This window comes from Streptomyces sp. NPDC042371 (assembly GCF_056437465.1).
In genome coordinates this window covers 759,642-771,313 of the sequence record NZ_JBWKAP010000003.1, presented here as the reverse complement: position 1 = coordinate 771,313, position 11,672 = coordinate 759,642, and the positions used below count along the sequence as shown (strand labels likewise).

The window sequence follows — 11,672 nt, the reverse complement described above, 5'->3', positions numbered from 1 at the left end:
GGACGATAGTGGCAAGAACCGTGGTTCCCAAGTACACGTAAGGGTGAGCGAAGTCCCCCCGAGTTTCGGGCAGCGCCGAAAGCCCTGGCCCCAGGCGGGGCGCCGCCGTGTCACCGCGTCAGGGGGACGCGAACCCTAACGCGCAGCCGTAGCTGAACTCGGCCTCCAGGAGGTCGGTGAAGATGCCGATCGGGTCCTCCCAACGCCCCGACACCCAGTCGGCGTTGATGTTCACCGCGAGCAGGTGCGTGCCGTCGCGCGTGCCGTAGACGTACGACCAGGATCCGAAGAGCGCGCCACCCATCCCCCAGAGCGCCGTGCCGGAGGGAAGCATCACGCGGGAGACGCCGAGGCCGTACGTGGAGCGGGGCAGCCAGTCCTGCGTCGGGGTCATGGTGAGCAACTCGCGCTGCTGCTCCGGCCGGAGGAGGCGGCCGCCGAGCAGTGCCGAGAAAAACCGGGTCAGGTCGGAGACGGTGGAGATCATGCCGCCCGCCGCCCAGTACGGAGTCGTCTCCAGTTCCGTGACGTCGTGGACCGGGGCGTCCGGATCGGGGGAGAACAGCTTGGTGTAGTGGCGCGCGTGCGGCCGGGGAAGGGCCGCGTCGGCGCCCACCGGCAGGGAGGTTCCCGTCAGGCCGAGCGGGCGGGCAACACGGTCGGCGATCTCCTCCGTGAGCGTCCGGCCGGTCACGCGCTCGATGATCATCCCGGCGACGACGTAGTTCGTGTTGGAGTACGCCCAGCCCTTCCCCGCGGGGAAGTCCGCGGGGTGCGACATGGCGATCCCGACGAGCTCCGCGGGCGTGTAGCTCTCCTGCGTGCTCAGCGCCGGCTGGTCATGGGTGTGGCTGAAGATTCCGCTGGTGTGGTCGAGGAGTTGGCGGACCGTGATCGTGCCGCCGTCGTGTCCGTTCCCGGCGACCACGCCCGGCAGCCACTGCTCCACCGTGTCCCGCAGGGTCAACCGGCTCTCCGCCACGAGTTGCAGGAGCACCGTGGCGGTGAAGGTCTTGGTGATGCTGCCGATCCGGAACCGGTCCTCGTGCCCGCGCGAGCGACGCGTACGCGTGTCGGCGACCCCCGCCGTGCCGAACCAGTTCCCGCCGCGGTCACGTACCTGAGCAAGAATTCCCGGCACTCCCCCTTCCCGCACCGCCCGATCGAGCACACGCTGTGCGGCGTCGTGACCCCGTCGGGCGGGCGCCACGGGAGTGGCGTCTTCCATGTGAACTCCCCTGATTCTGTGTTCTCTTGTCTTTAGTGACACATGAAAGCTACGTTGCGTACGCGTCCGTCAGAAACGCCGCAGGCCGCGCAACTTCGGAGAACAGGGGAGTTTTCCGGATCTTGTAGCGTTGCCGATGACGGCTAACGCAACGCAGGGCTACGGACGTTGGCGCGGGCCCCAGGGGCGGGAAGGCGGACATGGGCGGCGGGAGACTGACCGCGGAGGACCGGCGAGTCATCGAGGCGGGGCTGTCCGAGGGTCTGGCGTACGCCGCGATCGCCCGTCGTCTGGGGCGGGCAACCTCGTCCGTCAGCAGGGAGGTCGCCCGCAACGGCGGTCCCGGCGCGTACCGCGCGGAGCACGCCGACCGCGCCGACGCCTGGCGGCGCCGCAACCGGCCGCCGCGGCCCGCGGCGCCACGACCCGCCGACGCCGACTGCGACTCGGGCTCCGGTGCGGCCACCCAAACCGACCCCGAGGCCGTCCAGGCGTACGTGGACAAGTTCGCGTCCCTGCTGATCGCTGTCGGGCTGCCCCGCACGGCCGCCAGGGTGCTGGCCTGCCTGGTGACAGCCCCGTCCGGCGCCGGGACCTCCGCGGAACTCACCCGGCGCCTGAAGGTCAGCCCGGCCTCGATCTCCAAGGCCGTGGGGTACCTCGAAGGGCTCGACGTCCTCTCCCGGAAGCACGAGCCCGGCCGCCGCCAGGAGCGCTACGTCATCGACGAGGACGTCTGGCTCCGCGCCTGGCTGACCAGCGCCCACAAGAACGCGGCGTGTGCCGCGGCCGCCCGGGAGGGCGCCGACCTGTTCGGACTCGAAACGCCCACGGGGGCGCGGCTCCGGACGATGTACTCGTTCTTCGCGGGAATCCACCGGAACATGACAGGACCGCCGATCGCGGGGGCCCTCGACGACGCGCTGACCGTACTGGCCGCCCTCTTCCACGCGGCCCGGCCCCTCACGACCGGCGAATTGGCCACCGCGCTCGGCTGGCCGGAGGGGCGGGTCGCCACCGCCGTGGAGGAAGCCGCCGGAAGCGAGCCGCATGCACGGCTCACGCCCGCGCAGCGCGCCGCACTCACCGGGGCGCCGTGACCCCTCCTGGGATCAGTCGTCCAGCGCCTTGGTGACCTTCCCGAGGTCGACGAACTTGAAGTTCGTGGACGGGCGGTCACCGTCGCCGGGAACGTCGTGGCCGTCCTGGACGACAAGGAGGCCGTGCGGGTACTTCTGCCCGAGCGGCTCGTTCAGCGCGGCCGCGCCGTCGCACTCCTCGGAGCCGTCAAGCGCGCCGCCCGTGGGGGTGACGCGGAAGCCGCCCTCGTACTCGTTGTGGTCGCTCAGTTCGCGGTCGTACGCGGCGAAGGTGTTGTCACCCTGGCTGGAGGCAAGGAGATAGCCGTCCCCGCCGTCCTCGTTGACGAGGGTCAGCCCCTCGACGTCGGCCGTGATCCGCTTGCCGCCGTACCCGGGATCGGCGCCCGGAGTGCACTCCTCCGTCTCCTCGTCGTAGACGCCGGGGACCCCGTACTCACGCACCTTGTCGACCAGTTCGGGCTTGCCGGTCAGGTCGGCGCGCAGCCGCCAGATGCCGACGTCCTCCTGTCCGGCGTACAGCGTGCCGTTGTCCGGGTCGACGACCATGCCCTCGACCTGCGGGAGTTCACCCGGCTCGGCGCACGGGCTCCACGAGGTGCCGTTCGGCAGCCGGAACGAGGACGGCAGGTCCAGCGTGCGGACCTTGCGGTACGTGACCTTGCCGCCCGCGGCCGGGAGCAGTTCGAGGAGCGCGACGCTGGTCCGCTCGCGTTGGCTGACCAGGGCGTACGAACGACCGCTCGCCTTGTCCTGCCAGGTCGCGAGGCCGTACGCGGTGCGCTGCTCGTTGATCTCGGCCTGGTCGGCGGAGAAGACGGGCGGGGCGGCGGGGTCGGTGACGTCGGTGAGCGGGCCGCCGGGGCGGTCGCGGTCGATGCGGTAGAAGCGCAGGCGGTCGTGGCCGCGGTCGCTGGTGACGGCGAGGTCGGCGCGGCCGGAGGCAAGCTTCAGACCATGCACGAGGTCAACGTTGTTGAAGCGGCCCGGCGCGTCGTCGGGCCCTTCGGCGGGCGGGGCGGCGACGGACTGGACGGGGCGGGCGTCCAAGTCGTAGGCGCGCAGGCCGCCTTCCTTGGCGGTGGCGATCACCAGGCTGCGCGCCGGGTCGGCGGTGTTGCGCCAGATCGCGGGGTCGTCGGCGTCGGCGTTGCCGCCCGCGTCGTCGTCGTGGAGCACGGGGGTCTCGGCCCGGGGCGTGACCCCCGGCAGCGGGTCGGCGGCCACGGCCGTGGCGGAGGCGGAGCTCGCCGCGAGGACGGTGGTCAGTGCGAGAACGACCGTGCCGATCGTTCGACGGGTCGGACAGTGTCTGGTCACGCGATGTCTCCTCGTTCCGGGAACGGATGGATCTTGCGTGAGACTGGGGCCTGCCGGTGTCCGCGTGGCGTACGCAGCGCGTCGGGTAACACCCCGCCCGAATGTACACAGGGTTAACTCACCCCGGAATCAGGTGCGTTGAGGGGTCACAGCAAGCTCAGCCCACACGGTCTTGCCGACCTTCCGACCGGCGACGCCCCACTCGACGGCGAGCGCCGCCACGATCACGAGCCCTCTGCCCGTCTCCCGGGCGGGGTCCGGGGAGTCGCGCGCCACCAGCGGCAGACCTTCCGCGCGGGCGTCCGCGACCTCGATACGCAGCGTGTCCGCACGCAACGTCAGGCCGAGCTCGAAGTCACGTCCCGATACGCGACCGTGGGTCACGGCGTTCGCCGCGAGCTCGGCGACGATCGCCTCGGCGGCGTTCGAGAGTTCGGTGTCGTACGCGATTCCCCAGCCGTCCAGGTGATACCTGGTCAGCCTCCTCGCGAGGCGGGCACCCCGGGGCGTGGCACTGAAGCGTTGCGCGAAGGTGCGGGGTGCGGCGGCGGGGCGCGCTTGGGTCGACATGGCGGCAACGGTGGCCGTACGCGGCCGGGGGCACCAGGCACGAAACTCGTACGCTGCGTAATTGTACGAGTGCGAAGTGTGGACAGTACGGGTAACCGAACGTGACCATGGGCGCGTTGGCGGGGACCGATAGCCGAGCGTCAGGGGATACCCGTGATGTCGTCAAGTACGACGGGCAGCAATGAGCCCGAACCGACCGATGGACTCAAGGCCTTCGGCGCGGTCCTGAAGAGCTTCCGCAAGCGCGCCGGGTACACGCAGGAGTCCCTGGCTCCCGAGATCGGCTACTCGGCCCATTTCATCGCCTCCGTCGAACAGGGCCGCCGCTTTCCGCCGCCGCGGTTCGTCGACCAGTGCGAGGTGACGCTGGACGCGTTCGGGACGCTGCGACTGGCGGCGAATCAGCTGTCGCGGCAGCGGGGGCTGGCTTCCTGGTTCCGGCGGTGGGCCCTCCTGGAGCAGGAGGCGGTGGCCCTCTCCACGTACGAATGCCGATTGATTCCGGGGCTGTTGCAGACGACCTCGTATGCGCGGACGCTGTTCGTCAACCAGCTCCCCCCGATGGGCGACGAGCAGATCGAGGCGCAGCTTGAGGCCCGGGTCGAGCGTCAACTACTGCTCACGGAACGGCCGAACACGGCGTACAGCTTCATCCTTGAGGAACACCTGTTCCTGCGCCGCATGGGCGGGCATGAAGTCACCATGGAACTCATCGACCATGTCCTCGGTCTCGCCGAGCGCCGGAACATCGAGCTGCAGATCATGCCGGTGGTGAGGGAGAGTCATGCCGGGATGGACGGACCCATGCGGCTGCTGGAGACCCCTGAGAACAGGTGGTTCGCCTACGCCGAGGGCCAGCGCAGCGGCCAGCTCATCTCCGACGCGAAAGAAATCAGTGTCCTACACATGCGGTATGCCAGGATGCGCGCACAGGCTCTCTCGTTCGATGACTCGGTGAGCCTGCTGGAGCAGATGCGAGGAGCGGCATGAGCACCCCCGAACTGGCCTGGTTCAAAAGCAGTTTCAGCGGCGGCGACGGAGACGACTGCGTAGAAGTTGCCCTCGCCTGGCGCAAGTCCAGCTACAGCAGCAGCGGCGACGGAGACTGCGTAGAGATCGCCCCCTGCCCCACCACCATCCACATCCGCGACTCCAAGAACCCCGACGGCCCCCAACTCGCGTTGACTCCCCGCGCCTGGGCGGAGTTCGTGGCGTACGCCGAGGGCCGCTGAGGCACCGTCGTCAGTACTGCGGCTGCGACTGGGGCTCCACCAGTTCCCGTGCCTCCTCATCCGTCGCCACCGAGGGCGGCGAGCCCTCCAGCGGCTGGCGGGCCGTCTCCTTCATCGCGGCGACCGCGATGATGCCGACGAGTCCGGCGAGCATCGTGTAGAACGCGGGCATCAGGTCGTTGCCGGTCGCGCCGATCAGTCCGGCGACCACCAGCGGGGTCGTACCGCCGAACAGCGACACCGAGATGTTGAAGCCGATGGAGAGCGAACCGTAGCGGACGTCCGTCGGGAACAGTGCCGGGAGCGACGACGACATCGCGCCGAGGTAGCAGACCAGGGCGAGGCCGAGGATGAGCAGGCCGGAGAAGACCGCGACCGTGCCGCCCTGCTTGATGAGGAGGAAGGCGGGCAGGGCGAGGACGAAGAAGCCGACCGAGCCCGCCATCAGGACCGGCTTGCGGCCGATGCGGTCGGAGAGGCGGCCGACGGAGTTGATGAGCGCCATCAGGATCAGCATCACGACGACGATCGACATCAGGCCGCCGGTCTCGCCGAAGCCGAGCTGCGTGAGGTACGTCGGCATGTACGACAGGAGCATGTAGTCGGTGATGTTGAACGCCGCGACCAGCGCGATGCACAGCAGCATCGCGCGCCACTGGCCGAAGAAGGAGTCCTTGAGGGACTTCTTGTCGCGCTCGGCGGCCGGTCCGCCCTCCTCCATCTTCTGGAAGGCGGGCGACTCGTCGAGCTTCATCCGCAGGTAGAGGCCGATGAGGCCGAGCGGCGCCGCCACCAGGAACGGGATGCGCCAGCCCCAGGACTGCATGGCGTCATCGCTGAGCAGCATCGTCAGGGTGGTCACGAGGACCGCGGCGACCGTGTAGCCGATGAGGGTGCCGAACTCCAGGAAGGAGCCCCAGAAGCCGCGGCGCTTGTCGGGGGCGTACTCCGCGATGAACGTCGCGGCGCCGCCGTACTCACCGCCCGTCGAGAAGCCCTGCACCATGCGGCAGAGGACGAGGAGGACCGGCGCCCAGAAGCCGATCGAGGCGTAGCTCGGTATCAGGCCGATCGCCAGCGTCGCCGTCGACATCATGATCATGGTGAGCGCGAGGATCTTCTTGCGGCCCACGCGGTCGCCGAGCGGGCCGAAGAACATGCCGCCGATGGGGCGCACCAGGAAGGCCGCGGCGAAGGTCGCCAGGGAGGAGAGGGTCTGCGCGGTGTCGTTCCCTGAGGGGAAGAACTCCTTGCCGATGATGACGGCGAGGTAGGCGTAAACACCGAAGTCGTACCACTCCATGGCGTTGCCCAGCGCGGTCGCCTTCACCGCCCGTTTGACCTGGGCTTCCTCGGTGACGGTGATGTCCGACTGGCGCAGCCGCGGATTCTTGCGTCGGTGGATCGCCCGGAAGAGCGCCCGGTGCCTCGCCACGGCTTCGGGAGCCGGGGGTGCCGGTGTTTCAGGGGCTTCGGGCGCGCTCACTGGTCAGTCACTCTCTCTGTCGGCACCTGGTGGGTCGGGTCGGACGTCGATCAACATTGCCAACCCCGGTACCGGAAAGTGCCCGCTGATGGTCCTTACGAACAGGGCCTCAAGTCCTTGATCACAAGGACTTGAGGCCTGTTTCGCCACAAATTCTCCGGGCAGGCTGTTCAGCGTGCGTACAGCTGCGACCGCGGAATAATCTGCTGCTCCTGGCCGGGGCTCGACCACAGCAGCTTCAGATGCGCCTCACCGGTCTGTTCCGCGTACTCGACCTTGATCGCGTGCCGTTTTCCCGCGGTCAGCCGCACCTGCGCCTTGTCGAGCTTCGGCTCGTGCGGTGTCCAGGAGTCGATGACCAGCTTGCCGTCGACCCAGACGCGGGCCATGTCGTCGGAGACGGTCGTGAGCGTGTACGTCTCCGAGCGGCGCGGCTCGACCGAACCCGTCCAGCGGATGCCGAAGTGGTCCGCGGGGATCGAGGCGGCCGGTGATCCGGTGTACTTCCAGGCGTGGTTGAGGGTGGCGTCGGTGCGGGTGATCTTCGGGGCGCCTTCGAGGTTCGCGTTGTCGAAGATCTCCTGTTTGAGGCCCTTGCCCTGGCCGGGGCGTGCCGTGGGGCCGGGGTCGACCCGCAGCTCGATCACGGTCGCGATGCCGTTCGTGGCGGCGCCCGAGGGCTTGATGTCGTAGCCGTCGCCGGACGCGGTGACCGTCACCTTCTGGTCGCTGCCCAGGGCCCTCGCGCCGCGCACCGCGAAGTCCGTCCGCGCCTTCAGGTGCAGCGTCCCGCCCGCCGCGGGCCACTGCGTGACCGCCGCGTACAGCTTGTCGCCCTTGCGGCTCACGGAACCCCAGGCCGGTTCCTCGACGAGGCCGCCGAAGCGGGCGCCGTAGACCGCGTCGCCCTGGCCCGCCGTACGCAGCCAGTCGCCCATCTGCGCGAGGCGGTCGACGGAGGGCTGCGGGACGCGGCCGCGCGCGTCGGGGCCGACGTTGAGGAGGTAGTTGCCGCTGCGGGAGGTGGTGGCGAGGAGGTTGCGGGTCAGGGTCTGGGCGGACTTCCAGTCCTCGTCGTAACGGGCGTACCCCCAATGGCCGTTGAGGGTCATGCAGGACTCCCAGAGCTGGCCGTCGACCGGTGCGGCGGGGATCTCCTGCTCGGGGGTGCCGTAGTCGCCGTCGACGACGCGGCGCTTGCCGACGCGGTTGTTGATGACCAGGTCGGGGTCGAGGCCGCGGAGGTAGGACTCCAGCTTCTCGCCGTCCTTCGCCGTCCAGGGGTTGTGGGGCTTGTCGGTGTCCCACTCGCCGTCGAACCAGAGGAGCGCCGGGTCGTAGTTGTCGACCAGCTCCTTGAGCTGCGCGTACATGCGCTTCTCGTACTTGGGGAACGTCGCCGGGTCCGCGAAGTCCTTGTCGTGCCAGTCCCAGATCGAGTAGTAGAAGCCGAGCTTGATGCCCGCGTCGTCGGACGCCTTCTTGAGCTCGGCGAGGATGTCGCGGTTCTTGTCGAAGGAGGAGTGGTCGCGCAGGTTCCAGTCGTTGACCTTCGTCGGCCACATCGCATAGCCCTCGTGGTGCTTGGAGGTGATGACGATGTAGCGCATCCCGGCGTCCTTGGCCGCCTTGACGACGGCCTTCGCGTCGAAGTCCGCCGGGTTGAAGTTTTGCGCCTGTTTCTCGTACGCGTCCATGGGGATGTCGCACTCCCGCTTGATCCACTCCGCGTTGCGGCAGGTCGTGCCGTCGGGGCGCTTGTACTCGCCCTCCAGGTTCGAGTAGGCGCCGAAGTGGATGAACATGCCGAACCGGTCCTGACGGAACCAGTTGGTGCGGTCGGCGGTGAAGGGGTCGTCCGACGCGTGGTCGGTGCCGGGGCCCGCGGCCCGTGCGGGCCGCGGAGCCTCGTCGGGCACGGCCGTCGCGGCCGGGACGGCGGCGCCCGCGAGGGCGGCGGCGAGGAGCAGGGCGAGTCCAGTGGCTCTGTGGCGCATGGGGCGGCTCCCGGTGTTCCTGTTCCCTGGGTTGGGGGGTCGCACGGGAACGTAGGGATGAATACATCGGATGTCAATGGGCTGAACTCGCATCTGCCCGCCCCTATTTGACTCTTGGAGCCCATATCGCTCCGATGACTGAGATCCGGAGCGGTGGCGGTTAGAAGCAGGGGGGCTACGGGGGAAGAGACCTCCGGTATGCACCGCGCGCCCGCACCCCCATCCGACCGACGGAGCCCGTATGCCCCTGCACCGCCGCACCTTCCTCACCGGCCTCGCCGGGACGGCGGGTGTCGCCGCCGTCGCCTGTTCCGGCACCACCGCCGACGGCGCGGTCACCGACGGCGCGCCCGCCCCGCGCCGGACCGCAGCCGCCGAGGCCGCCCGGCGCCTGCTCCCCCGCCACTGGGACCAGATCGAGTTCAGGACCGTCCCGAAGAAGGCGGACGCCGAGGACTCCTTCCAGGTCACCGGGCGACGCGGCCGCATCACGGTCACCGCGACCGGCCCGTCCACCCAACTGACCGGCCTGCGCCACTACTTGAAGCACGTCACGCACGCCAACATCACCTGGGCGGGCAGCCGCACCGACCACCTCCCCGACCGGCTCCCCGCACCGGACGCGCCCCTCACCGGAGCGGCCAACACCCCGCACCGCTTCGTCCTGAACGACACCAACGACGGTTACACCGGCGCCTACTACGACTGGGACTACTGGCAGCACGAGATCGACGTGCTCGCGCTTCACGGCTACAACGAAGTCCTCGTGTACGCGGGCGCGGACGCCGTGTACCACCGCGCCTTCCAGGAGTTCGGGTACACCGACGACGAGCTGCGGGCCTGGATACCCGCCCCCGCCCACCAGCCGTGGTGGCTCCTGCAGAACATGTCGTCGTTCCCGCACCCGGTCTCCCGGCAGCTGCTCGACGCCCGCGCCCGCCTGGGCCGCCGCATCTGCGACCGGCTGCGCGACCTCGGCATGACACCGGTCCTGCCGGGCTACTACGGGACCGTGCCGCCGGGATTCGAGAAGAAGAACCCGGGCGCGAGGACCGTTCCGCAGGGCGACTGGGTCGGCTTCGCGCGACCGGACTGGCTTGATCCGCGCACCGGCCACTTCTCGCGCGTGGCCGCCGCGTTCTACCGCGCGCAGGACGAGCTGTACGGCCCGACCACGATGTACAAGATGGACCTCCTCCACGAGGGCGGAAAGCCCGGCGACGTACCGGTCGGCGACGCGGCCAAGGGCGTCGAGAAGGCGCTGCGGACCGCCCACCCCGACGCCACCTGGGTGATCCTCGGCTGGCAGCACAATCCGCCGAAGGCCATCACCGACGCCGTCGACAAGAAGCGGATGCTCGTCGTCGACGGTCTCTCCGACCGCTTCCCGAACGTCACCGACCGCGAGGCCGACTGGGGCTCGACGCCGTACACGTTCGGCTCCATCTGGAACTTCGGCGGTCACACGACGCTCGGCGCCAACACCCCTGACTGGGCAGCCCTGTTCGAGAAGTGGCGCACCAAGGAGGGCAGCACGCTCAGCGGGATCTCCCTGATGCCCGAGGCGGCCGACAACAACCCCGCCGCCTTCGAGCTCTTCTCGGAACTCGCCTGGCGCAAGGGTGACTTGGACCTCGAAACCTGGTTCCGGGAGTGGTCGACCTCCCGTTACGGAGCCGCCGACCCGCACGCCGCGGCCGCCTGGGACATCCTGCGCCGCACGGCCTACGGCACGACCCGCGCCGACGAGTGGGCCGAGGGCGCCGACGGCGTCTTCGGCGCCCGGCCCGACCTCTCGGCGACGTCGGCGGCGTCGTGGTCGCCCAAGAAGCTGCGGTACGCGGCGGCGGACTTCGAGCCCGCGCTCGGCGAACTACTTGCGGTTCGGGCCGGGTTGCGGACCTCCTCCGCGTACCGCCGCGACCTGCTCGATGTCGCCCGGCAGGCCCTCTCCAACCGCAGCCGCGTCCTGCTGCCGCGGATCAAGGAGGCGTACGACGCCGGGGACACCGCCCGCTTCGACGGTCTCACCCGCGAGTGGCTCGCCCTCATCGACCTGCTCGACCGGCTGGTGGCCACCGACTCCCGGCACCTGCTGGGCCGTTGGGTCGCGGACGCCCGCGCGTGGGGCGCCGACCGGGAGGAGCAGGACCGGCTCGCGTACGACCAGCTCTCGCTGCTGACGGTGTGGGGCACCCGCTCCGGCGCGGACGCGGGGCTGCGGGACTACGCGAACCGCGAGTGGGCGGGGCTCGTCGGCGGCCTGTACCGGCTGCGCTGGGAGCGTTACTTCAAGGAGCTGCGGGCCGCCCTTGCGGAGGGGCGCGCCCCCGAGAAGATCGACTGGTACACGGTGGAGGCGGACTGGATCAAGGCCCCGGGCAACTTGGCGACCCATCCAAAGGGCAACACCTACAAGGCCGCGCAACAGGTACGGGCCCACTTGAGTGCCCCTTAAGAGGTGCAAGGCGCTGACCCCGAACACCTCGGCGAGAACGCCCGGTGTGAGGACGTCGAGGACCGGCCGAGCGGATCAGGCTCAGGAGTTCGAAGCGGGCGCGGATGTCGAGGCCGAACAGGGTCGCGCCGCCGCCCAGGTCGATGGCCCACGTCACGCTCAAGTTCCCGAAAGCCAGCCGTACCCCGGTAAGGGGTGGGGCGCATCATGGGCACCTCGCCGTCATCGACCCAGCCGTGAACGCGCGGAACGAGAACCTCTCAGCTCACCTCCATCTCCCC

The 11,672-nt window shown here is 69.7% G+C and carries 9 protein-coding genes; 4 read left to right on the top strand and 5 right to left on the bottom strand.

Annotated features, from left to right (window positions below):
• Positions 1–118: 118 nt before the first annotated feature.
• Entirely contained in the window at positions 119–1,228 is a 1,110-nt protein-coding gene (locus AC068B_RS12760) for a serine hydrolase domain-containing protein (RefSeq protein ID WP_478671151.1), read from the bottom strand.
• A gap of 200 nt (positions 1,229–1,428) precedes the next feature.
• On the opposite strand from AC068B_RS12760, the gene AC068B_RS12755 reads away from it, so the two are divergent.
• The gene (locus AC068B_RS12755) at positions 1,429–2,328 is read left to right on the top strand and encodes a GbsR/MarR family transcriptional regulator (protein ID WP_478671150.1); all 900 of its coding nucleotides are present in this window, start codon (positions 1,429–1,431) and stop codon (positions 2,326–2,328) included.
• 12 nt (positions 2,329–2,340) lie between these two features.
• Here AC068B_RS12755 and AC068B_RS12750 read toward each other — a convergent pair whose 3' ends face one another.
• Both AC068B_RS12750 and AC068B_RS12745 read right to left on the bottom strand, forming a co-directional pair.
• On the bottom strand, positions 2,341–3,648 hold the full coding sequence (locus tag AC068B_RS12750) for a phytase (RefSeq protein ID WP_478671148.1): 1,308 nt from the start codon (positions 3,646–3,648) through the stop codon (positions 2,341–2,343).
• Positions 3,649–3,777: 129 nt separating this feature from the next.
• Complete coding sequence (locus tag AC068B_RS12745; protein WP_478671146.1) at positions 3,778–4,218, bottom strand: ATP-binding protein; 441 nt, start codon at positions 4,216–4,218, stop codon at positions 3,778–3,780.
• A 156-nt stretch (positions 4,219–4,374) separates the two neighbouring features.
• Here AC068B_RS12745 and AC068B_RS12740 point away from each other — a divergent pair, with 156 nt between their 5' ends.
• Both AC068B_RS12740 and AC068B_RS12735 read left to right on the top strand, forming a co-directional pair.
• Complete coding sequence (locus AC068B_RS12740) at positions 4,375–5,208, top strand: helix-turn-helix domain-containing protein (protein WP_478671145.1); 834 nt, start codon at positions 4,375–4,377, stop codon at positions 5,206–5,208.
• Entirely contained in the window at positions 5,205–5,450 is a 246-nt protein-coding gene (locus AC068B_RS12735; RefSeq protein WP_478671143.1) for a DUF397 domain-containing protein, read from the top strand. Before AC068B_RS12740 ends, AC068B_RS12735 begins: the two co-directional genes overlap by 4 nt.
• A gap of 10 nt (positions 5,451–5,460) precedes the next feature.
• Here the strand turns inward: AC068B_RS12735 and proP are convergent, their stop codons facing one another.
• Together proP and AC068B_RS12725 are read right to left on the bottom strand one after the other, a co-directional pair.
• Complete coding sequence (gene proP / locus AC068B_RS12730; RefSeq protein WP_478671141.1) at positions 5,461–6,936, bottom strand: glycine betaine/L-proline transporter ProP; 1,476 nt, start codon at positions 6,934–6,936, stop codon at positions 5,461–5,463.
• Between the two features lie 170 nt (positions 6,937–7,106).
• Entirely contained in the window at positions 7,107–8,933 is a 1,827-nt protein-coding gene (locus tag AC068B_RS12725; RefSeq protein ID WP_478671140.1) for an alpha-L-fucosidase, read from the bottom strand.
• Positions 8,934–9,174: 241 nt separating this feature from the next.
• On the opposite strand from AC068B_RS12725, the gene AC068B_RS12720 reads away from it, so the two are divergent.
• Positions 9,175–11,391, top strand: coding sequence for an alpha-N-acetylglucosaminidase (locus AC068B_RS12720; RefSeq protein WP_478671138.1), 2,217 nt, complete (start codon positions 9,175–9,177; stop codon positions 11,389–11,391).
• Positions 11,392–11,672: the final 281 nt, after the last annotated feature.

What these genes read in the sequence shown, in the direction of transcription:
- AC068B_RS12760 (WP_478671151.1), bottom strand. Translation starts at nt 1,228, where the DNA reads ATGGAAGACGCCACTCCCGTGGCGCCCGCCCGACGGGGTCACGACGCC.
- AC068B_RS12755 (WP_478671150.1), top strand. Translation starts at nt 1,429, where the DNA reads ATGGGCGGCGGGAGACTGACCGCGGAGGACCGGCGAGTCATCGAGGCG.
- AC068B_RS12745 (WP_478671146.1), bottom strand. Translation starts at nt 4,218, where the DNA reads ATGTCGACCCAAGCGCGCCCCGCCGCCGCACCCCGCACCTTCGCGCAA.
- AC068B_RS12740 (WP_478671145.1), top strand. Translation starts at nt 4,375, where the DNA reads ATGTCGTCAAGTACGACGGGCAGCAATGAGCCCGAACCGACCGATGGA.
- AC068B_RS12735 (WP_478671143.1), top strand. Translation starts at nt 5,205, where the DNA reads ATGAGCACCCCCGAACTGGCCTGGTTCAAAAGCAGTTTCAGCGGCGGC.
- AC068B_RS12725 (WP_478671140.1), bottom strand. Translation starts at nt 8,933, where the DNA reads ATGCGCCACAGAGCCACTGGACTCGCCCTGCTCCTCGCCGCCGCCCTC.
- AC068B_RS12720 (WP_478671138.1), top strand. Translation starts at nt 9,175, where the DNA reads ATGCCCCTGCACCGCCGCACCTTCCTCACCGGCCTCGCCGGGACGGCG.